At 57.8% G+C, this 19,657-nt stretch carries 20 protein-coding genes, 1 tRNA gene and 2 pseudogenes; 15 read left to right on the top strand and 8 right to left on the bottom strand.

The genetic code is table 11. The features are described 5' to 3' along the window. The first annotated feature begins 148 nt into the window (after nucleotides 1-148). From HKK57_RS18640 to HKK57_RS18625, 4 genes are all read left to right on the top strand, one after another. Complete coding sequence (locus HKK57_RS18640; RefSeq protein ID WP_169390534.1) at nucleotides 149-1,285, top strand: NAD(P)/FAD-dependent oxidoreductase; 1,137 nt, start codon at nucleotides 149-151, stop codon at nucleotides 1,283-1,285. 27 nt (nucleotides 1,286-1,312) lie between these two features. Then, the gene (locus HKK57_RS18635; protein ID WP_169390533.1) at nucleotides 1,313-1,696 is read left to right on the top strand and encodes a RidA family protein; all 384 of its coding nucleotides are present in this window, start codon (nucleotides 1,313-1,315) and stop codon (nucleotides 1,694-1,696) included. A 96-nt stretch (nucleotides 1,697-1,792) separates the two neighbouring features. Continuing rightward, nucleotides 1,793-2,854: a YkvI family membrane protein gene (locus HKK57_RS18630; RefSeq protein ID WP_070994557.1), complete on the top strand. Its 1,062-nt coding sequence runs from the start codon at nucleotides 1,793-1,795 to the stop codon at nucleotides 2,852-2,854. Between the two features lie 211 nt (nucleotides 2,855-3,065). Beyond that, entirely contained in the window at nucleotides 3,066-3,524 is a 459-nt protein-coding gene (locus HKK57_RS18625) for a GNAT family N-acetyltransferase (protein WP_029294013.1), read from the top strand. Nucleotides 3,525-3,622: 98 nt separating this feature from the next. Here HKK57_RS18625 and HKK57_RS26820 read toward each other — a convergent pair. Beyond that, nucleotides 3,623-3,978: pseudogene (locus HKK57_RS26820) on the bottom strand (integrase); the annotation flags it as partial. Nucleotides 3,979-4,057: 79 nt separating this feature from the next. Here HKK57_RS26820 and HKK57_RS18620 point away from each other — a divergent pair. Further along, entirely contained in the window at nucleotides 4,058-4,690 is a 633-nt protein-coding gene (locus tag HKK57_RS18620) for a hypothetical protein (RefSeq protein WP_070994558.1), read from the top strand. A gap of 25 nt (nucleotides 4,691-4,715) precedes the next feature. Here HKK57_RS18620 and HKK57_RS18615 read toward each other — a convergent pair whose 3' ends face one another. Next, nucleotides 4,716-5,285, bottom strand: a complete 570-nt coding sequence (locus HKK57_RS18615) for a DJ-1/PfpI family protein (protein ID WP_029294009.1) — start codon at nucleotides 5,283-5,285, stop codon at nucleotides 4,716-4,718. Nucleotides 5,286-5,300: 15 nt separating this feature from the next. On the opposite strand from HKK57_RS18615, the gene HKK57_RS18610 reads away from it, so the two are divergent. Beyond that, a complete protein-coding gene (locus HKK57_RS18610) occupies nucleotides 5,301-5,561 on the top strand; it encodes a hypothetical protein (RefSeq protein WP_143007497.1) in 261 nt (86 codons plus the stop codon). A gap of 73 nt (nucleotides 5,562-5,634) precedes the next feature. On the opposite strand, the gene HKK57_RS18605 is transcribed toward HKK57_RS18610, so the two are convergent. Then, the gene (locus HKK57_RS18605) at nucleotides 5,635-6,120 is read right to left on the bottom strand and encodes an Lrp/AsnC family transcriptional regulator (protein WP_070994559.1); all 486 of its coding nucleotides are present in this window, start codon (nucleotides 6,118-6,120) and stop codon (nucleotides 5,635-5,637) included. A gap of 324 nt (nucleotides 6,121-6,444) precedes the next feature. On the opposite strand from HKK57_RS18605, the gene HKK57_RS18600 reads away from it, so the two are divergent. Further along, the gene (locus HKK57_RS18600; RefSeq protein ID WP_154906878.1) at nucleotides 6,445-6,867 is read left to right on the top strand and encodes a DUF2000 domain-containing protein; all 423 of its coding nucleotides are present in this window, start codon (nucleotides 6,445-6,447) and stop codon (nucleotides 6,865-6,867) included. Nucleotides 6,868-7,064: 197 nt separating this feature from the next. Continuing rightward, nucleotides 7,065-7,685 carry a LysE family translocator gene (locus HKK57_RS18595; RefSeq protein ID WP_154906877.1) on the top strand — a complete coding sequence of 207 codons (621 nt, stop codon included), beginning with the start codon at nucleotides 7,065-7,067 and terminating at the stop codon, nucleotides 7,683-7,685. A gap of 32 nt (nucleotides 7,686-7,717) precedes the next feature. On the opposite strand, the gene HKK57_RS18590 is transcribed toward HKK57_RS18595, so the two are convergent. Next, nucleotides 7,718-8,662, bottom strand: a complete 945-nt coding sequence (locus tag HKK57_RS18590) for a LysR family transcriptional regulator (RefSeq protein ID WP_070994561.1) — start codon at nucleotides 8,660-8,662, stop codon at nucleotides 7,718-7,720. A 97-nt stretch (nucleotides 8,663-8,759) separates the two neighbouring features. Here HKK57_RS18590 and HKK57_RS18585 point away from each other — a divergent pair, with 97 nt between their 5' ends. Beyond that, nucleotides 8,760-9,758, top strand: coding sequence for a cyclase family protein (locus HKK57_RS18585; protein ID WP_169390532.1), 999 nt, complete (start codon nucleotides 8,760-8,762; stop codon nucleotides 9,756-9,758). A 31-nt stretch (nucleotides 9,759-9,789) separates the two neighbouring features. Beyond that, complete coding sequence (locus HKK57_RS18580) at nucleotides 9,790-10,209, top strand: RidA family protein (protein ID WP_070994563.1); 420 nt, start codon at nucleotides 9,790-9,792, stop codon at nucleotides 10,207-10,209. A 39-nt stretch (nucleotides 10,210-10,248) separates the two neighbouring features. Here the strand turns inward: HKK57_RS18580 and HKK57_RS18575 are convergent, their stop codons facing one another. From HKK57_RS18575 to HKK57_RS18570, 3 genes and pseudogenes are all read right to left on the bottom strand, one after another. Then, nucleotides 10,249-12,384, bottom strand: a complete 2,136-nt coding sequence (locus HKK57_RS18575; RefSeq protein WP_169390531.1) for a TonB-dependent siderophore receptor — start codon at nucleotides 12,382-12,384, stop codon at nucleotides 10,249-10,251. 112 nt (nucleotides 12,385-12,496) lie between these two features. Beyond that, a pseudogene (locus HKK57_RS27045) lies at nucleotides 12,497-12,577 on the bottom strand (ParA family protein); the annotation flags it as partial. Between the two features lie 122 nt (nucleotides 12,578-12,699). Continuing rightward, nucleotides 12,700-12,775 (bottom strand) — tRNA-Asn (locus HKK57_RS18570). A 174-nt stretch (nucleotides 12,776-12,949) separates the two neighbouring features. Between HKK57_RS18570 and HKK57_RS18565 the strand changes: the two genes are divergently transcribed. Beyond that, complete coding sequence (locus tag HKK57_RS18565; RefSeq protein ID WP_169390530.1) at nucleotides 12,950-13,573, top strand: hypothetical protein; 624 nt, start codon at nucleotides 12,950-12,952, stop codon at nucleotides 13,571-13,573. A 15-nt stretch (nucleotides 13,574-13,588) separates the two neighbouring features. On the opposite strand, the gene HKK57_RS18560 is transcribed toward HKK57_RS18565, so the two are convergent. Continuing rightward, the gene (locus tag HKK57_RS18560; protein ID WP_133715141.1) at nucleotides 13,589-14,821 is read right to left on the bottom strand and encodes a CaiB/BaiF CoA transferase family protein; all 1,233 of its coding nucleotides are present in this window, start codon (nucleotides 14,819-14,821) and stop codon (nucleotides 13,589-13,591) included. A gap of 281 nt (nucleotides 14,822-15,102) precedes the next feature. On the opposite strand from HKK57_RS18560, the gene HKK57_RS18555 reads away from it, so the two are divergent. The 4 genes from HKK57_RS18555 (at nucleotide 15,103) to HKK57_RS18540 (ending at nucleotide 19,535) form a co-directional block, all read left to right on the top strand. Next, nucleotides 15,103-15,960: an IclR family transcriptional regulator gene (locus tag HKK57_RS18555; protein ID WP_169390529.1), complete on the top strand. Its 858-nt coding sequence runs from the start codon at nucleotides 15,103-15,105 to the stop codon at nucleotides 15,958-15,960. A 68-nt stretch (nucleotides 15,961-16,028) separates the two neighbouring features. Further along, complete coding sequence (locus HKK57_RS18550) at nucleotides 16,029-17,183, top strand: acyl-CoA dehydrogenase family protein (protein ID WP_169390528.1); 1,155 nt, start codon at nucleotides 16,029-16,031, stop codon at nucleotides 17,181-17,183. A 206-nt stretch (nucleotides 17,184-17,389) separates the two neighbouring features. Further along, nucleotides 17,390-18,664: an MFS transporter gene (locus tag HKK57_RS18545; protein ID WP_029293985.1), complete on the top strand. Its 1,275-nt coding sequence runs from the start codon at nucleotides 17,390-17,392 to the stop codon at nucleotides 18,662-18,664. Between the two features lie 142 nt (nucleotides 18,665-18,806). Beyond that, nucleotides 18,807-19,535, top strand: coding sequence for an alpha/beta fold hydrolase (locus tag HKK57_RS18540; RefSeq protein WP_169390527.1), 729 nt, complete (start codon nucleotides 18,807-18,809; stop codon nucleotides 19,533-19,535). Nucleotides 19,536-19,657 lie beyond the last annotated feature (122 nt).

The raw sequence follows: 19,657 nt of genomic DNA, 5'->3' as shown, positions 1-19,657 counted from the left end.
GTCGCACAAAAAACGGGGTAAGGACTAGGGCCGGAATATTAACCCACGACGAAGGCTTGACTGGAAAATTCTCATATCCTACATTTCTCTTATGTGAGAATTATCAAAAACGAGAAAAACCTCATTCGCACACAGAAGGGACTTCGGCATGCAGGACAGTGACTGTTTCGATTTTGCCATCATCGGCGGCGGCATTGCGGGGGCGTCCCTGTCCTATCGCCTGGCCGGCGAAGCCAGTGTGGTGGTGCTCGAACGTGAGAGCCAGCCGGGCTACCACGCTACCGGACGCTCTGCCGCCATGTTCATGGAAGCCTACGGCACTGCGCAGATTCAAGCGCTGACCCGCGCCAGTCGGGCCTTCTACGAGCAACCACCGGCAGGCTTTACCGAGCACGCGCTGCTCGAGCCACGCGGCTGCCTGTATGTGGCCAGTCACGAGCAGCAAGCGTTGCTACACAAAACCTTCGACAGCCATCAGGCCAGCGCGGCCAATGTTTCGCTGATTGACCGCGAACAGGCGTTGGCATTGGTGCCTTGCCTGCGCCCGGAAGTCATCGCCGGCGCCATGCTTGAAACCGAGGCCCGCGACCTCGATGTGCATGCGCTGCACCAGGGTTTCCTGCGGGCCATGCGTCGTGCCGGAGGGGTCTTGCAGTGTGACGCGCAGTTGAGCAGCGCCACCCGCCAGGGCCGGCATTGGCTGCTGACACTGGCCGACGGCCGACAACTGCGCGCGCGCAACCTGGTCAACGCCGCTGGCGCCTGGGCCGATGAGGTGGCACAGCAATGCGGCGTAGCACCGATCGGCCTGCAACCCTGTCGGCGTACCGCCTTCACCTTCGACGGCCCCGAAGGCCTGGACTTTGCAAACTGGCCCGCCGTTATCGGCATCGACGAAAGTTTTTACTTCAAACCCGACGCCGGCCAACTGCTGGGCTCACCGGCCAACGCCGATCCGGTTCCGCCACAGGACGTGATGCCCGAAGAGCTGGACATCGCCACGGGGATTTATCACATCGAAGCCGCCACCTCCCTGAGCATTCGGCGGCCACGTCACAGCTGGGCCGGCCTGCGTTCTTTCGTCCCCGATGGCGACCTGGTGGTCGGTTGGGATGAGCGCTGTGAAGGCTTCTTCTGGCTCGCCGCCCAGGGCGGTTATGGCATCCAGTCGGCGGCCGGAGTCTCGCAACTGGCCTGTTCCCTATTGCTCGATCAACCCTTGCCCGAAGCGCTGCGGCGCCAGGGCGTCGAACCACAGCGCATGGCTCCCGCCCGCTTGCGCTGATCATTCACTCTGCAGAGGTTCCCTGTCATGCCAGAAAGTCTCCAGCGTTACCCCAGCCACCTGCCCTACCCGTTTTCCAAAGCCATTCGGGTGGGCGATTTGCTGTACCTCTCCGGGCAGGTGCCCATGGATCCGAAAGGCGAAGTGGTACGCGGTGATATCCAGCAGCAAACCGAAGCCGTCATGAGCCGCATCGGCGAAACCCTGGCCGAATGCGGCGCCGGGTTTGAGCAGGTGGTGAAAGCGACGGTGTGGCTGTCGGATATGCGGCACTTCGCCGGTTTCAACGAGGTGTACGCACGCTACTTCAAGCAGGGTTTCCCGGTGCGCTCCACCGTCGGGGCGCAACTGGCGCTGGGGGTCGATGTAGAAATCGAAGTCCAGGCCTGGGTCGGCCCGCCAACCCGCTGATACCTGGCGAAAAGCCTCAAGGCAACGCGTTTCGTTGAGGTGTTTCACAAGCAAGCTTGCACGCCCCTTAACAACAACAATTCAAGGGAAGTCGTCATGAAAGAAAGTCTGAAGATTGCCGGTGCATTTGTCGGTGTGATCGTCGGTGCGGGGTTCGCCTCGGGCCGGGAACTGTTGCTGATGTTCGTCGATTTCGGCGTATGGGGGTTGCTCGGTGCGGTGCTCAGCGCCGCACTGTTCACCTTCCTCGGCATGGCGCTGGCGGGCATGGGCAACCGCCTGCGCGCCACCTCCCATAAAGACGTGGTGTATGCATTGTGCGGGCGCCACCTGGGGGTACTGGTCGACCTGATGATCACCTTTTTCATGTTTGCGGTCACCGTGGTCATGCTGGCGGGCGGCGGTGCGTTGCTGGAGCAGCAGTTCGGCATCCCGGCCACATTGGGCAGCGTGGCGGTCACCCTGGTGGTGATCGCTATCGTGTGCCTGGACGTGCATAAAGTCATCGGCCTGATCGGTTCGGTCACGCCGTTTCTGATCCTCACTGCCGTCGGCGTAGCGCTCTACGGCGCAGCCACCCGGGGCCTGAGCTTCGCCGAGCTGGATCAGGTGGCCAGCCGCCAGAGCGCCGGCGCCAGCCATTGGCTGCTCGGTGCATTGCTGTACGTGTCCTATAACATCGTGGCCGGCGTACCGATCCTGGCGATCATGGGCGGCGCGGCGAAAAGCGAAAAACAGGCGGTCTGGGGCGGGATTCTCGGCGGCGCCATCTTGGGCCTGCTGATGCTGGTCATGAGCCTGGGACTGTTGTCGCGCCTTGACAGCGTGGCAGACCTGCCGATGCCCATGCTGTCCATCGCCAGCGAAGCCTCGCCAGCCCTCGGGCTGCTGATGGCGGTGATTATCTTCCTGATGATCCTCAACACCGCAGTCGGCACCTTGTACTCCTTCTCGGCGCGCCTGCTGCCACCCGGCACCCGTAAATTCCGTGTCGGGTCGGCGGCCTTTGCCGCGCTGGCTTTTGCCGGCAGCCTGATCGGCTTCATCAGCCTGGTCGGCCAGGTGTATCCGCTGTTTGGCTACCTGGGGTTCTTGCTGATCGCCGCCGTATTGATTGGCTGGCTGCGGCTCGGGCGCCTTGCCGGCGCAACGGGCTAAACCCAAGGCGGGTGGCTGGTCACGCAGTGTCCGCCACCGCCGCCTGCGGCGATGGCGTCGATATCCAGTTGCAGCAACTTGCGCCCCTTATGCCTGGCAACCAGATGGTCTTGCAATACCACTGCGGCCTGACAACAGTTGCGGAACGGCAGACGGCTGTATGATTGTCCCGAACCCTACCGGCGTGACAAATACATAAGGAGCGTTTCAGATGCTGCGAGTGGATTGGCTCGATAAACAAATGGACAAGTGCGGCGTTATGGCCGAATGGCTTTACCGGGAATTCAGTTATGAGTTTACGCAGCAATCTCTTTCGAGCTGGAAACACGAGTTCTCTGAGGGACAGCGTGATGGCAGTTGGAAGTGTCTGATCGCAACGGAACGAGACCAGTTGCTAGGTGGCGCGACGCTTGCCAACAACGACCTATCTGACCGACCGGATCTAGGCCCGTGGCTTGCGTGCGTGTTCATCGCACCTGAAGCTCGCAGGAGAGGGCTCGCGGCGCAGTTAATCGAAGGCATCTGTGTCCATGCAAGAGACGCTGGGTTCACTACCTTGTACTTGCACACCCATAACCAGAGCAATTATTACACCCAGCTTGGCTGGAAAGTGTTGGAGCGCTTTGAGGCTTGGGGGAAGGAGCAATACCTCATGTCACGGAGTTTATAGTCAACGCCGACTTCAAATTTCCGGCGCTTTTTTATAAGTGGCAAAGCTCTGATCTGACGTCTGCGTTTTCACACAGCCTGGGCCGGTTAGCGACAGTCTGACTTCGTCCTGCGATAGATCAGTGATGCCTTCGTACGTCTCATTGTGTGTGTGCCATACATGGCTGGATCAAGGCCCCGAGAGCAGATCGTGTTTGCTCAGTGATCTCAAACTGCACAGGCCGCTGCGTTTTCTGCTGCATCACCATGGCTCGTGATGATAAGTGCTCCCCATGAGCAACATCGCGCACGCGGAGCTTGGTTAAGTCGCAGGCTCGAAGCTTGCTGTCGATGGCCAGATCGAAGAGAGCCAGATCTGGGGTTCTTTCCGCCATTTGAAGCCTCACTCGGTTGGCCCAGGTATCTCTCAGTCGGAGTGGGGTTTTCTGCCCGACTAGTTTTCCTTTGTTCCAGGGCTATTAGATAAACTTACAACTCTATCGTGCACTGATTAAAATAAAGTAAACTTTAAAAAACCATGCTTCAGGTGAGCTCATGAAAAATATTCATATTGCATATATCTTGTTCGGCTCCGCGCTTTCATTAAAGGTGATGGCGAGCGGGCTAGACGTCGAGCACACACTAATTGAGCATCGCTGGTATACTTTCGAAGACGTGATAGAAAAGAGAACAAAATACAACAGGGTGGATATTTCGCGAGGATACATCGAATACTATTTCGAGGGTGATGAATATACACCCAAGCAGCCAGAAGAGAAATTGTCGCCGCGACAAAAATTCTATTCCAACCATGGTAGCGTTGGAACATACGCGGCGGCTGATTATGAGACCGCGCTAGACAGGGAGTGCATAGATGTTGTCTCTGGTTCTTTAGGATCATTTATAGGCGACTATGAAAACTCCAAAAGACCTGATAGACAAAAATATAAGCGCACCGTTGTTGGCATAAAGTCTTTAACGTACAAAGGCCCTGAGCATAACTTCAAGAGCCCTTCATCTTGGTCGCCTGTAGTGTTACCCAAGAACAACAAAAGTCTTCTTTGTGAAATTTATGAAGTCAAGAGTAAAGAAAGTGATGTGAAATACATTGTTTATGCTGCTTCAGTGGCAACCGCTATGTTTGACGAAATTCATACGGCCCCATTGCCAGATAACAAGGTCGAGTAATTAAAAGTCTTCGCACTCATAGGGGTCACCGATGTTCCGCTGCCAACATTGACCGGAACTGAGAAATGATCGCTGAAGATAGCCCGGCACCTTTGAACACTTCGCAGGTGAAGCTAACGGGTGCAGGGCCCGGTGCCGTTATGATGCGGTCTGCAACCACAGCTACTGGGCTGTTTCGATAAAGCGTGCGCCCTTCATAACCTACGGCATTTTGCGTTAAGAAGTCAGCGCTGTTCGAGGTATGAGCAACCGTGTCGAGAAGCCCGGCCCTAGCAAGTGCCAGCGTTCCCCCACAAATACCGGCAATTGTCGCTCCACTTGCACGACTGGCATGAAGAAAGTCGCGAATATCCGGTGCATCTGCACTTTCCCAGATCATTCCTCCAATGACGACAACGACGTCCGGTTTCCAGTCCAGACATTGTTGCAAACTGCTATCGACCGTTACAGCCAACCCACCCTGCGAGCAGAACTGCCCCGTAGTAGAAGCGAAAAACCTGGCATCGATCCCGTAAAACGGGGACGCAGTTCCAGCAATCAACGCGTATTCCCAATCCGCAAAACCGGGGGTCAGTATCAATCCCACACGTGCCATCAGTCAGAATCCTCCATGAATGCCAATAACGTTTGGCGGCGACAAACATACATCAAAAGTACGCAGGGCTGCGCAGAGCCCGTTGATACCGTGGTATTGCCTGGTCCGCCCTTGGTCGACACGATTGCTGCGATTTTCTTACTGCTTGGCTCTGAATCGAAGGCTTGGAGACAGCTTCATAAAAGTCAGGCTAATAAGATGGCGCTCAGGAAAACCGCCCTGAACGAAAAAAGCCTGCATCTCTGCAGGCTTTTCTCAATATTTCTTGGTCTGTAGGAAAAGTGGACAGCAGCAGCCAGCCACCGCATCTCCTACAGCGCATAACCAACCGAAACCTGGATAGTTGTCCTCAGGCTTCTGGGGAGCGCTTGACCGGGAACGACACAAAGGGCTTGATCTCCTTGAGCACAAACATACTCTGCATCTCTTTGATACCAGGCAGCTGTCGGACTACCGACATCGCGAAATCAGAAAAAGAGTCAAGATCGCGCGCCACTACTTGTATTAGGAAGTCAGCGTCGCCACCGATGCTGTAGCACGCCACCACATCCTCAAGCTGCATCACTTCCTGCTCGAACTTCTTGGCCTCGGCCGCGCTGTGATGGTCGATTCTGACCCTTACAAACACCATCACCCCCAACCCGATCTTGCGTCGGTCCAACACCGCCCGGTAGCCCTGAATATAACGATGCTCTTCCAACTGGCGAACTCTGCGCCAGCATGGCGAGGCCGACATGCCGATCTGGTCGGCCAGGGTCTGGTTGGTGATCCTACCGTCCTGCTGCAAGGCTGTAAGGATTTTAACATCTGTCAGACTGAGCACCTGATCGGTCATAAATTCCCACCATTCGTAATAAACAGGTAAATCCTACCAGAACCAATCCTCCCACGGATCAAAGTAGAAAAAAAATACCGCTCTGAAGGGGATAGTATTTCTTCAGTACCTGACATCGGGTTTACAGGGCCTCAGCCTCTCAGGCACAAATCGATAGATAAATCCAAGGCGGACTGAGGTTTAGGCATGAATGCAAGCAACTTAAAGTGCCTTAAGAATGCAATTAATCGGAAAAATGACTGTGGGTAAGTGATCGCGACCTTGGTCTGAAGTCATTGATAAAGTCAACACAACCAAAGCTTTATAGATGGAATCGAGGTGTATATGAATTTCGATGCTGCCGTTCACAAATGTGTAATTGTTGTCGACAACGCGCTGGGGTTGGGACATGCAGTAAATGCCGTAAGCGTCATAGGTGTCAGTCTAGGACGTTCGGTAGAGGGTCTGGTTGGACCTGCCCTGCAAAGCAGTGACGAGATTAATTACCCTGGAGTTATATACGCACCTTTGCCAGTTTTGCGATCCAACAGTGATTACTTGCGGGAACTTCATAAGAAAGCGCTGCTGGATAATGAAATTCACACTATGCCCTTCAGCGCCCTGGCGCAATCCTGCAAGACGTATGAGGAATATGAGGCGCGTATCTCCGAGGCCGATAGTTCAGGTATAGAGTTGGTTGCCATTGGTTTGGTCGGACCACAGAAAAGCATCAGCAAATTGACGGGCAATCTTTCGCTATTTAAATGAACTGCTGATCGTCGTGCGACCTTTATTGAAGTTCGATTTTGCGCTGAGGCGACATTCAGCTTATTGAACTCACGATACCGTGTTTGTAGAACACTGCCATGGCGTAGATTAAAGACTCAGGCGAACTCGTTTCAATCTTGACTTCCGAGCATGCAAGAAACCAGCAACCTAATAATAAATAATCCGAGAAAAGCCATATGCTCAACTTATCACAAGCACTTACCTATACGGCAGCGCTGGGCATCGCGGCGGCCATTCCCGGTCCCGGCATGGCCGCGCTGGTAGCGCGGAGCGTCAGCGGTGGCACACTGTCGGGCTTTTGCCTGCTATTTGGGTTGATACTCGGCGATCTGACTTACTTGTCATTTGCCATCTTTGGACTGGCGATGGTCGCCGCGCACTTCGATGCATTGTTCCATTTGGTGCGCTGGGCGGCTGCGCTGTACTTGTGCTATCTGGCTTGGCAATTCTGGTTCGCCAACCATCAGGCTATCGAAATGGGGCACCCAGCGAAGAAAAAAGAACTGCTGTCGGCGGCGATATCTGGCCTGACCATTACCTTGGGCAACCCGAAGACCATAGGCTTCTATCTGGCGTTGTTACCGCTCGTGATCAACCTTGAAACAGTCTCGCTACAGACTTGGGGGCTGGTGCTGGTGCCATTGACCATTCTCGTTCTGTTGGGCGTTGGTGCAGTGTTCATTGTCGGCGCGGTGCGCATCCGGCACCTGCTGTCGAGCCTCAGAGCCCAACAGTGGCTGTTCCGCGGCGCGGCGGCGATTATGGTGGGCGCCGCCGCGGCCATGCTGATCACTTGAAACACTCAGAGGTATCCGGTCTCGCAACAGCTTCATTCGCGCCCAAGTCCAGCAGTGCCCGCGGCAACTGTGGGCGCGCTCATCAGCGGTAGCGTTTCCAGTGCATGGGCGAGGAAGTCGACAAACACCCGCACTTTCTGCGGCACATGCCTATGGCTCGTGTAAAGCGCGTAGATCGAGCGCCGAGGCATCGACTGCCCGGGGAGCACCTGCACCAGCTGGCCGCTGTCGAGCAAAGGCTGGGCGATGAACGAAGGCAGAGCGCCAATACCCAGGCCAGCCTGCAACATGTCGCTCAGCATTAAGCTGTTGTCCACCGCAAGGCGCACCGGCAGTTCCAGGCGGCTACTGCCTTGCGGGCCTTGAAGGTGCCAACTGTCGGGGTATTCGGCCAGGCGATAAGCCAGGCAACTGTGTTCACGCAGATCATCAACGTTGTGGGGAGTGCCTTTGGCTTGCAGATAAGCCGGAGCGGCGCAGATCATCTGCTGAACTTCGCCCAAGCGTCGGGCGATCAGCGAGGAGTCGGGTAGACGGCTGCGGATCCTCAGCGACACATCGAAGCCCTCGCTGATGACGTCTAGCAGGCGATCGTTGAGGGTGAGTTCGACCTTGAGTTCTGGGTAGCGCTGCATGAACGCCACCAAGATCGGCGACAGCACCTTGAGGCCGAACGACAGCGGCGCGTTGACCCGTAGACGGCCGCTGGGCTCGCTGGCGCCGACCTGGGTCGCACGTTCCAGGGCGTCCAGTTCATCGAGCAGGTGGCAGCATTCACTGAAATACGCCTGGCCAGCCTCCGACAGGCTCATGCGGCGGGTTGTGCGCAGTAGTAGCAGGCTGCCCAGACGCGCCTCCAACTGCCTTACCTGCTTGCTCACTGCGGCTGTGGATTGCCCCAGGTCAACGGCGGCAAGGCTGAAGCTATCGCGCTCAACCACGCGGCGAAAGGTACGCATGGCCACCAACACATCCATATTGTTTCTCCTGGGTTGAATATCAATCAATTAAAGGCCTGATTATCTATGAATTTACAACCCATAACATGGCCGCTCCCCTTACAGGAGTCATGGCATGTTGTTGAGTTCGTGGATCAAAAACCTTAGCGGGCTGGCCGTCTTGTCGGTGCTCAGCTCACTGTGCAGCGCTGGCGCGCCGGTCAAGCCCGAAGTGGGTATCAGCCCCTGGGGCGAGAAGGATGAGATCGGGCGTCTGAATCTGATGACCCCGCAGTCGCAGGCGGCGATCATGGCTCGGGTAAATGGGGCCCAGGCCTACGATCTAGCAGTGGAGTACTTTGTCGGCATGCCCAGTTGGCAAGCGGCGGGTGATCCGCCTTACCAGATGTGGATGACCCACACCCCACACGGCAATGTCATCGCCGACCCGATGCAGGTCGGCGATCCTATGAACAAGCACGTCAGCTACAGCGGCTCGGCGGTGTCGATGTATGCCCATATGGGTACTCATATCGACGCCCTCAATCACTTTGGCCTCGATGGCAAGATCTGGAACGGCTTTCGTGCCGACCAGCACTTGGGCGACCGAGGCTGGAATGTCACAGGGGCAGAAAAGCTGCCACCGATCATCGCCCGCGGAGTCATGATCGATGTCGCCGCAGCCAAGGGCCTGGATCAACTGGCTGATAACTACCGCATCACCCGCAGTGATCTACAGCAAGCGCTGGCCAAGCAGCGAGTGGCGCTGGAACAGGGCGATGTGGTGCTGATTCGCACCGGGCGCATGCGTGACTATGAGCACGCCCAGATCTACATGGCCAACCCGCCGGGCCTGAGCCTGGATGCGGCAAAGTTTCTGGTGGAGGTCAGCGGTGCCATGGTGGTCGGTGCCGACAATCTGAGTTTTGAGACCTTCCCTTCCGAGGTCGAGGGTAACTACCTGCCGCTGCACACCTATCTGTTGGCCATGCAGGGCGCGCCGATCATTGAGTTGGTGAACTTGGAAGGTTTGTCCAAGGATCAAGTTTATCAATTCGCCTTTGTGGGAGCGTCTTTGAAGCTGCGCGGAGCGGATGCGGCGCCGATGCGTCCGATAGCCTTGCCCGTCCACTGAGGATGCGGCACTACTTTTTCAGGAGATCACTATGTCAATACCTTCCCGAACGCTGACCTTGTCCAACCCGCCAGGGCTATATGACCCCAGCGCCAACGGCTACTCCCATGTTGCCGAGGTGGCTGCCGGTGCCCGGCTAGTCTTTATCGCCGGCCAAGGCGGTGAGACTGCCGACGGTGAGCTCTCGGCCGACTTTACCGATCAGGTTCGCCAAGCCTTGGCCAACTTGCAGGTGGCCTTGCGTTCAGTCGGCGCCGAGGTCAGCCATGTGGCCAAACTCACGGTATTAATCGTCGATCACAGCCAGGCGCGCCTTGAGATTTTCGGCGCGCAATTGCAGCAACTTTGGAGCGCCTCGCCGACACCGGCCTGTACCTTGATACCTGTGCCGCGTCTGGCGCTGGATGGCATGTTGTTCGAAATCGAGGCAGTGGCTGTGCTGCCCGACTGATATTTCGAGCAAGACACAGCGAGCCGTACTCTGATCAGGCTACAGGGTATAAGAAATGCCCACTTGCACCGTACGCGGTTCACCGGGGTAAGCGTAGAAGTTCAGGAACGAGCCTTCTTCGTACTCGCGATTGAACAGGTTCTTCACGTCGAGGTTGAGCCTGAGCTTTTCGTTGACCTTGTAATAGCTGAGCACGTCGACGACGGTGTAGGCCTCCATCGAGAACGTGTTATTGGCGGTCTGCCCGGCACGCTCGGCTACGTATTTTCCACCTGCGCCAAGGCCCAATCCTTTGAACGCGCCATCCTGAAACTCATACATGTTGAGCAGGCTGAAGCTGTTGCGCGGAATATTCGCCAGAGGCGTTCCGGTGCGCACTGAAGTGTCCTTGGTCACAGCGGCATCCACATAGCCATAGCCGCCGATGATCCGCCACTCGGGCGTCAGGTTGCCGGCCACGTTCAGATCGAAGCCGCGGCTGCGGACCTGCCCCGTGGCGACACTGAAGGCCGAGTCAACGGGGTCAACCCCCTGAACATTTTTCTTCTCGATCTGATATATCGCCGCGTCAACGCTCAACTGCCGATCAAGCGCTTCCCACTTCACGCCCACCTCGTAAGACTTGCCCTTCTCCGGCTCGAACCCGCCGCCTTGACGACTGGCACCCGTGTTGGGCTTGAAAGAGCGCGCGGCATCCGCGTAGATCGCGACAGTGTCAGTGAGGTCATACATCACACCGACTCGCGGAGTGACGGCGTTGTCGGCAGCGTTCCAGGGTTTCACGCCGGGCACGTAGGATTTGTACTCGTGCTCGAAACGCTCAAAGCGCGCACCGGCGAGCACCTTTAAACGCTCGGTCAGCGCCACTTGATCCTGGACGAAGGCCGCGTAAGTCTTGAGGTTTTCTTTGTCGTGGGTAGGCGTACGAGTCAGCGCCGGACGTGGCTGGCCATACACCGGGTTGAAGATATCAATTGGAAAAACCCCCAGCTCTGCGCTGGAGCGTTGGATGATGGACTTGTAGTCATAATCTTCGTACTCGACGCCAGTCAGCAACGTGTGATCAAGGCCTCCCGTGGAAAAGTGCCCGGTCAGGTTCAGTTGATAGTCTTTGTCGGTCCAGTCCAACTTGCGGTAGTTGAAGTTGCGCTGGAGTGTTCGCCCATCGGCATTCATGCTGGCAGCACCGTTGGCCTCAACAGCATTACCCTTCATCGTACCGTCCAGCCACTGGAAACCACCGCCCAGGCTCCAGTTGTCGTTGAGCATATGCTCGAACCGCAACTGAGCCATGTTGTTATCGTTGTGCAGATTACCGGCGTATTTTTCACCCCAGAAGGTGTCGCGGGATGCGGTACCGCGTTGGTTGGCAAAGCGAGTCAGGCCTCGATCAAGCGGATGATTGTTACGCATGAAGTCGCCTTCGAAAATCACCTTGGTGTCGTCATTGACCTGCCAGCTCAGTACAGGCGTTACGCCATAGCGTTCGGTTGAGACATGGTCGCGGAAGGTGTCGCCGCCCTCTCCTACCACGTTGAGGCGATAGGCCAGGCGACCTTGCTCATCCAGCGGGCCGGAAGCATCAAGGGTGCCACGCTTCATACCCTGATCATCCAGCTGGCTACCCAATGTGACCGTCCGCTCAGGCAAAGGCTGCTTGGAAACTATGTTGAAGGTACCGCCGGGATCGCCACGTCCATAGAGCATCGTCGCTGGTCCGCGAAGCACTTCAAGCCGCTCAATGCTGTTGGCGTCCGGCATGTTTGGGTAGCCCCGGTTAATCGGAAAACCGTTGCGGTAGAACTCGGCGGTTGTAAAGCCTCGAACGGTGAAGTTGGTAAGCCCTTGGCCGCCGAAGTTGTTCGCGCGGCCAACACCGCCGGCATAGTCCAGGGCCTCCTGCAAGCGAGTGGCACCAATGTCCTCGACCACGTCTTTGGGCACTACGCTGATGGACTGCGGCGTCTCATGAATTGCTGTGTCAGTGCGCGTCGCGCTGGCCGAACGTGTGGCGCGATACCCCTTGACCGGCCCTTGAGCCGTCTCAGTGTCTGATTCGCCCGTGACATTGATGGCTTGCAGTTCAAGGCTGGCATTTTCGGTGCCGGCAACCTGCGCCCAAGCAAAAGGGGAAAACGCCTGAAGCACGCAGAGAGAAAGCAGGGTACGACGCATGGATGTTTGACCTGATGGATGAGCGGACGGGAAGGTGAACCTGCCTGGAAATCGCGAGGCATGATATACCAACAGTTCTCATTTGCCACTCATTCTCATTTGCGTCTTTTTAGGCGCAGAACGCGCCTAGATTGGCGCCCACCGTGGTTTTACCCGGTCCGCCCTTGGTTGAAACGATTGCTGCGATTTTCATACGGCTTGCCTCTGAATCGAAGGATTAGAGACAGCTTCATAAAAGTCGGGCTATAAGATGGCGCTCAGGAAAACCGCCCTGAACGAAAAAAGCCTGCATCTCTGCAGGCTTTTTTCAATGTCTGGCTCCACGACCTGGACTCGAACCAGGGACCCAATGATTAACAGTCATTTGCTCTACCAACTGAGCTATCGCGGAATGCGGCGTATCTTACTGATTGAAAAGGATAAGTCAACCATTTAATGCGCTTTTACGTGTGTACAAGGCGCTGTTTGGGTGCGCTATCATCGCTCGGCTGTCTACAGCAAGCCGCAACGCTCTACAGCATGAACCCAAGAAAAGTGGCAAACCAAACCGACAGGAAGTCGCTCCGTGAAAAAAATGCATCACCACCCCTTTTTCAAGCCCCGCCGTGCCGCCGCCACACCGACACCGAAAAAGCCCAGGTTTTCCTCCGGTACGCTCCTGTCACTGGCAGCGGTGGTGATTTCCATTGCCGCCGCGTCGATTTCCTTCTGGCAACTGGACTTGATGCGCGAGCACAACCGCCTCTCCGTAAGGCCCTACCTGGGGATTACACCGCATTTGACGGCGGAAAAAAGCGGGCTGTATTTGTCCAACGAAGGGATCGGGCCGGGCATCATCACCTCGTTCACTGTTCGCGTCGGCGACGAGCAGTTCGACGGGCTGGGGGACAGTCGCTGGCCCGCCGTGCTGGAGAAGGCGCGATTGAATCCCGAGTGCTTCGCCAAAGGCTGGCCCACCGAAGGTGCTGCGGTCAGGCCTGGTAATGACATCGCGATTCTAGAGCCGACTAAAAGCACACAGTTCGGCCCCTTGTGCCTGCTGCAAATGAGCTTTTTCCTGCAAAGGAATGACGTATTTGTAGAGATGCACTATGAATCGCTCTACAAGGAACCCTTCACCTTTTCCGGCCCGTTGAGCATGAATGAGGCCATGGACATGGGCGCGTTGGGCAAAATATTGCAGCGCTGACCCAGAGGCCCCTCGTTACGGCAACTGCTCAATCACCCCACTACGCTTCAACTGTCCCAACTGCTCACTGGACAACCCCAACCGCCCAGCCAACACCTCATCCGTATGCTGGCCCAACATCGGCGCTGGCCGTACGTACTCCACCGGGGTGCCGGACATCTTGATCGGGCTGCCGACCATGGCGAAATCCGGGTTTTGCGGGTGGGGAATCTTCACCATCAGTTCGCGGGCGATTACCTGCGGTTCTTCCAGCGATTGCGCGATGTTGTTGATCGCGCCCACCGGCACTTTCGAGGCGTGGATGCAGCTGACCCACTCGTCTGCCGTGCGGCCGAGGAAATGCGCCGACAGCAACTCGACGATTTCGCCCCGATGGGCAACGCGATCGGCATTGCGCCGAAAGCGCGGATCATCCGGCAGATGTGGCAAGCCGATGCTCTGGCACAAGGCGATAAATTGGCTGTCGTTGCCGCAGGCGATGATGAAGTCGCGGTCTGCCGCACGGAACACCTGGTACGGCACGATATTGGCGTGGGCGTTGCCAAAGCGCTGGGGCACCTTGCCGGAGGCCAGGTAGTTCATGCTCTGGTTGGCCAGGGTCGCGACTTGCACGTCCAGCAGGGCCATATCGATATGCTGGCCGACGCCAGTGCGTTCACGGCTGAGCAGCGCGGCCTGGATCGCCACGGTGGAATACAGCCCGGTCATCAGGTCGGAAAAGGCCACACCGACTTTCTGCGGGCCGCCCCCTGGTAAGTCATCGCGCTCGCCGGTGATGCTCATCAGGCCGCCAATGCCCTGGATGATGAAGTCGTAGCCAGGCTCTTCGGCACGCGGGCCGGTCTGGCCGAAGCCCGTGATGGAGCAATACACCAGGCGCGGGTTGAGCGCGGCCAGGGTCGCGTAGTCCAGGCCATATCGGGCCAAGGAGCCGGCCTTGTAGTTCTCGATCAGCACATCGGAACTGGCCGCCAGCGCCCGCACCAGTTCCTGGCCTTCGGCGCTGGCCAGATCGATGGCCACCGACAACTTGCCGCGGTTGGTGGACTGGTAATACGAAGCCTGCCCGGATGACTCGCCAGCGGCAGTCTGCATCCACGGCGGCCCCCAGCCGCGCGTGTCATCGCCACTGTGCGGGCGCTCGATCTTGATCACTTCCGCGCCCAGGTCCGCCAGCACCTGACCACACCATGGGCCGGCCAAGACCCGGCTCAAATCCAGTACGCGCAAACCTGTTAATGCACCCATTGTTGTTATTCCTGAAGGTCTGTGTCGCCGACTGCCGGATTTTCTGGCGCAGCCAGCTATTGTTTTGCTGTGCGAAATAGTATTTCGTAATTACACAAAATAGTATGTGCCGATATGGCAGATGTAAATGCAAAAGCACGGCAACCCATCGAATAAAACCATAAGATATTGTTTTAAAAAGACTAATTAGAGAGCAGCGATAAAAAATCAACACAACCAACAATTCCGCACAGCGAAATCATGTTTTGTTTTGTTGATTTTACAAAAAAAGGATGATTACCATGCACCGTCGCAACCCGGACCCAAGTCCATCCCAGACACCTGCAGGCCCCCATGGTTTTGAACACGTGAGGCTGGATCCGATGAGCAACGATGAGGAGGAAGACAAGGATCGGCAGTTCATCACCGCGCTGGCCCGAGGCCTGGAACTGCTGCGCTGTTTTACCCCCAGCGAAAGCGTGCTGGGTAACCAGGAACTGGCGCGCAAGACCGGCCTGCCGAAACCGACGGTGACGCGCATGACCCACACCCTGACCCGCCTGGGCTACCTCAAGCACCTGCCGCAGTCTGGCCGGTACCAGTTGAATGTGGGGGTGATGGCATTTGGTTACGCGATGCTATCCAACCTGTCGGTGCGGGCCGCCGCCCACCCGCTGATGGAGACCATGGCCAAGTACGCCCAGGCTGCCGTCGCGATGGCCTCCCGGGATCGCCTGGACATGGTGTACCTGGACGTGGTCCAGGGCGAAGCGAACATGACCATGCGCCGCCAGATCGGCACGCGCCTGCCGCTGCACTTGAGTTCGGCGGGCCGCGCCTGCCTGGCGGCGATGCCGGAGAGTGAGCGGGAGTTCATGCTCGAACATATCCGCCAGCGCCATCTGGAGGATTGGCCGACGATTCGCAAAGGGCTGGAACGCGCATTCAGGGATTACACCGACTTCGGCTATTGCATGTCGATCGGTGAGTGGCACCGCGATGTCAACGCCATCGCCGTGCCCATGCTGCACACACAACATGGGCTGTTGACGTTCAACTGTGGCGGGCCGAGTTTTCACCTTTCCCGGGAAAAAATCGAAGACGACATCGGGCCGCGTCTCAAGCACATGGTCAATAACATCGAGGCCGCCGCCCGCTAGACAGATCGGTGCGCGGCCCGGCAGATCCAATACAAACGGCCCGCCGAACGGGCCGCCGAGGAATGTACATGATCCGAGATTCGCAAACGCTTCATATCCTGCTGGACTCCATTCGCCAGTTCGTCAACGAAGCGCTGATCCCACGGGAAAACGAAGTCGCCGAGACGGATGAAATCCCGGCGGACATCGTCCAGCAATTCCAGGACATGGGCCTGTTCGGCCTGACCCTGCCCGAAGCCTACGGTGGCCTGGGCGTGACCATGGAAGAAGAAGTGCATATCGCCTTCGAGCTGGGCCGCACCTCGCCAGCATTCCGCTCCTACTTCGGCACCAACAACGGCATCGGCTCCCTCGGCATCCTGCTGGACGGTACCGAAGCGCAGAAACAACACTACTTACCCAAGCTTGCCAGCGGCGAGTTGCTCAGTTCGTTCTGCCTGACCGAACCGGATTCCGGCTCCGATGCCGCCTCGCTGAAAACCACCGCCGTGCGCGATGGCGAGCATTACGTGATCAATGGCACCAAGCGCTTTATCACCAATGCGCCCCACGCCGGGATTTTCACAGTGATGGCCCGTACCAACCCGCACATCAAGGGCTCCGGTGGCATCAGCGCCTTTATCATCGAGCGCAATACACCGGGCGTGTCCCTGGGCAAGCGCGACCATAAGATGGGCCAGCAAGGCGCCCATACCAGCGACGTGATATTCGACAATGTGCGGGTGCCCGCCGAGCAACTGATCGGCGGCGTCGAAGGCGTGGGTTTCAAGACCGCAATGAAAGTACTCGACAAGGGCCGCCTGCATATCGCCGCCGTCAGCGTGAGCGCCGCCGAACGCATGCTCGACGATGCCCTGCGCTACGCCATCGACCGCAAGCAATTCGGCCAGCCGATTGCCGAATTCCAGTTGATCCAGGCCATGCTCGCCGACAGCAAGGCCGAGATCTATGCAGCCCACTGCATGGTGCTGGACGCGGCGCGCAAGCGTGACGAGGGCCTGGATATCGGCACCCAAGCCTCCTGCGCGAAGATGTTCGCCACGGAAATGTGCGGCCGGGTGGCTGACCGTTGCGTGCAGATCCACGGCGGCGCGGGCTATGTGAGCGAATACGCGATCGAGCGGTTCTACCGCGATGTGCGCCTGTTCCGGTTGTATGAAGGCACCACGCAGATCCAGCAGTTGGTGATCGCACGCAACATGATTCGCGAGGCCCAGCACTAAACCCCACACAACCCTTTGGGGGGAACCGGGCTTGTGTGGGAGCGGGCTTGCCCGCGATGACGGTGCATCATTCGATATTAAAGTTGACTGACACGCCGCTATCGCGGGCAAGCCCGCTCCCACAGTAGATCTTCTTTGTTCATGCAACAGCGTTGCAACCTGCAACACCCATAACCTGTGCCCTACAACTACAACAAGGTATCGCTATGGAAGTCGCCACATCGACGGGTGCGTTGTCGCCCGCAAAAAACAACCTGTGGATCATTGTCTTCATCTTCTGCTTCCTCGGCCTTCTGATCGATGGCGCAGACTTGATGCTCCTGTCCTACAGCCTCAGCAGCCTGAAGGCCGAGTTCGGCCTGACCAGTGTCGAGGCCGGCAGCCTGGGCAGTTTCACCCTGGCCGGGATGGCGGTCGGCGGGATTTACGGAGGCTGGGCCTGCGACCGCTTTGGTCGGGTCAAGACCGTGGTGTGGAGCATCATGCTGTTCTCGGTAGGCACTGCGATTCTCGGTCTGACCCACAGCTACTGGCAGTTTGCAGCCACCCGCTTCTTCGCCTCCCTCGGGCTGGGCGCGCTGTATGTCGCCTGCAACACCCTGATGGCCGAATACGTACCGACCCGCTACCGCACCACCGTGCTCGGCACCCTGCAGGCCGGCTGGTCGGTGGGCTATATCGTCGCCACCTTGTTGGCCGGCTGGATCCTGCCGGACCACGGCTGGCGCTGGCTGTTCTACGTGGCGATCATCCCGGTGATCCTCGCCGTGCTGATGCAGCGCCTGGTGCCGGAACCCCAGGCCTGGCTCAACGCCCAGGCCGCCCGCGCGCGGGAAAAAGCCGAAGGCATCCAGCACGTCTCGGCGAAAAAGCCCGATGGCATGTTCAAGCTGATCTTCAGCGACCCCAAGGCCAGCCGCATGTTCCTGCTCTGGGCGCTGACCGCAGGCTTCCTGCAGTTCGGCTACTACGGGGTCAACAACTGGATGCCGTCCTACCTGGAAGGCGAACTGGGGATGAACTTCAAGTCGATGACCAGCTACATGGTCGGTACCTACGCGGCGATGATTTTCGGCAAGATCCTCGCCGGCCTCGCGGCTGACCGCCTGGGTCGGCGCGTGGTGTTTGCCTTCGGCGCCTTGGGCACGGCGGTGTTCCTGCCGGTGATCGTGCTGTATCAGAGCCCGGACAACATCCTCTGGCTGCTGATTACCTTCGGCTTTTTGTATGGCATTCCCTACGGCGTGAATGCGACCTACATGACCGAGAGCTTCGAAGCAAAATTCCGCGGCTCGGCGGTGGGCGGTGCCTACAACATCGGCCGCATTGGCGCGGCAGTAGCACCGGCGGCCATTGGCTTCCTGGCGTCCCATGGCTCGATTGGCGTGGGCTTTTTGGTGATGGGCGCGGCGTACTTTATCTGCGGGGTGATCCCGGCGCTGTTCATCCGTGACAAGCAGTTTGATCCGCAAAAGCAATAACCCCCTGTAGGAGCCGGCAAGCCGGCTCCTACAAAGGGCGCTAGTGCAGGTCCCGCTGAAAAACCTAGCCGTTTTGCCAGTTACTTAAACGCTTTGTTCAAATTATCGTGTACCTGACCAATTGTTGATGGCAGGGCCGGAAATGGAATTCATCGAACAGACCCGCCAGGGCTACGCAGCCTTTCGCGGCTATCAGACCTGGTATCGCGTGACCGGGAACCTCGACAGCGGCAAGACCCCATTGGTCATCCTCCACGGTGGCCCCGGCGGTACCCATGACTATCTGGACGCCTTCAAGGACGTGGCTGCCAGTGGCCATGCGGTGATTCACTACGATCAACTGGGCAATGGCCACTCCACCCACCTGCCCCACCAGCCCGGCGAGTTCTGGACGGTTGAACTGTTTCTCGACGAACTGGACAACCTGCTCGACCACCTGCACATCAGCGGGCATTACGCGATCCTCGGGCATGCCTGGGGCGCCAGGCTCGGCAGTGAACACGCGACTCGCCAACCCAAGGGCCTGCGCGCGTTTATCGCCGCCAACCTGGCTGCCGGCTTCGATGATCAGCCCCTGTGCCGAATCAACCCGTGGCCCGCAGAAGTGGCACGCACGTTCGCCCAGATGGCGGCCGATCCTACGGTGTACAACGCCTTGCACGGGCCGATCAGCATTGGCCGGTTAGCGCAGATCCAAGTACCGACCCTGATGATTTGCGGGCGGCACGACCAGGCCACACCGCTGGAGATCAAGGGTGCGCGCCGGGCGCTGTTCGAAGACTCCAACCATATGCCCCATGTCGAAGAACGCCAGGCCTGCATGGGCACCGTGGTGAAGTTTTTGGATGAAGCCTGTCGCCCCCGATTTTGAAACCACACAAATCAAATGTGGGAGCGGGCTTGCTCGCGAAAGCGGTTTTTCAGTCGCCGGATGTACCGACTGATCCACCGCTTTCGCGAGCAAGCCCGCTCCCACATTTAGTGCGTGGTGTT

The sequence above is a fragment of the Pseudomonas sp. ADAK21 genome, from assembly GCF_012935735.1.
Lineage (GTDB): Bacteria > Pseudomonadota > Gammaproteobacteria > Pseudomonadales > Pseudomonadaceae > Aquipseudomonas > Aquipseudomonas proteolytica.
This window is presented reverse-complemented; position numbering and strand designations above follow the sequence as displayed.

Excerpts from the sequence above, each read along its gene's own strand:
- HKK57_RS18550 (WP_169390528.1), top strand. The coding sequence starts at position 16,029 with ATGATCCGAGATTCGCAAACGCTTCATATCCTGCTGGACTCCATTCGC.
- HKK57_RS18595 (WP_154906877.1), top strand. The coding sequence starts at position 7,065 with ATGCTCAACTTATCACAAGCACTTACCTATACGGCAGCGCTGGGCATC.
- HKK57_RS18605 (WP_070994559.1), bottom strand. The coding sequence starts at position 6,120 with ATGACCGATCAGGTGCTCAGTCTGACAGATGTTAAAATCCTTACAGCC.
- HKK57_RS18575 (WP_169390531.1), bottom strand. The coding sequence starts at position 12,384 with ATGCGTCGTACCCTGCTTTCTCTCTGCGTGCTTCAGGCGTTTTCCCCT.
- HKK57_RS18610 (WP_143007497.1), top strand. The coding sequence starts at position 5,301 with ATGAATGCCAATAACGTTTGGCGGCGACAAACATACATCAAAAGTACG.
- HKK57_RS18540 (WP_169390527.1), top strand. The coding sequence starts at position 18,807 with ATGGAATTCATCGAACAGACCCGCCAGGGCTACGCAGCCTTTCGCGGC.
- HKK57_RS18635 (WP_169390533.1), top strand. The coding sequence starts at position 1,313 with ATGCCAGAAAGTCTCCAGCGTTACCCCAGCCACCTGCCCTACCCGTTT.
- HKK57_RS18560 (WP_133715141.1), bottom strand. The coding sequence starts at position 14,821 with ATGGGTGCATTAACAGGTTTGCGCGTACTGGATTTGAGCCGGGTCTTG.
- HKK57_RS18625 (WP_029294013.1), top strand. The coding sequence starts at position 3,066 with ATGCTGCGAGTGGATTGGCTCGATAAACAAATGGACAAGTGCGGCGTT.
- HKK57_RS18620 (WP_070994558.1), top strand. The coding sequence starts at position 4,058 with ATGAAAAATATTCATATTGCATATATCTTGTTCGGCTCCGCGCTTTCA.
- HKK57_RS18630 (WP_070994557.1), top strand. The coding sequence starts at position 1,793 with ATGAAAGAAAGTCTGAAGATTGCCGGTGCATTTGTCGGTGTGATCGTC.
- HKK57_RS18545 (WP_029293985.1), top strand. The coding sequence starts at position 17,390 with ATGGAAGTCGCCACATCGACGGGTGCGTTGTCGCCCGCAAAAAACAAC.
- HKK57_RS18555 (WP_169390529.1), top strand. The coding sequence starts at position 15,103 with ATGCACCGTCGCAACCCGGACCCAAGTCCATCCCAGACACCTGCAGGC.
- HKK57_RS18590 (WP_070994561.1), bottom strand. The coding sequence starts at position 8,662 with ATGGATGTGTTGGTGGCCATGCGTACCTTTCGCCGCGTGGTTGAGCGC.
- HKK57_RS18640 (WP_169390534.1), top strand. The coding sequence starts at position 149 with ATGCAGGACAGTGACTGTTTCGATTTTGCCATCATCGGCGGCGGCATT.
- HKK57_RS18600 (WP_154906878.1), top strand. The coding sequence starts at position 6,445 with ATGAATTTCGATGCTGCCGTTCACAAATGTGTAATTGTTGTCGACAAC.
- HKK57_RS18580 (WP_070994563.1), top strand. The coding sequence starts at position 9,790 with ATGTCAATACCTTCCCGAACGCTGACCTTGTCCAACCCGCCAGGGCTA.
- HKK57_RS18615 (WP_029294009.1), bottom strand. The coding sequence starts at position 5,285 with ATGGCACGTGTGGGATTGATACTGACCCCCGGTTTTGCGGATTGGGAA.
- HKK57_RS18585 (WP_169390532.1), top strand. The coding sequence starts at position 8,760 with ATGTTGTTGAGTTCGTGGATCAAAAACCTTAGCGGGCTGGCCGTCTTG.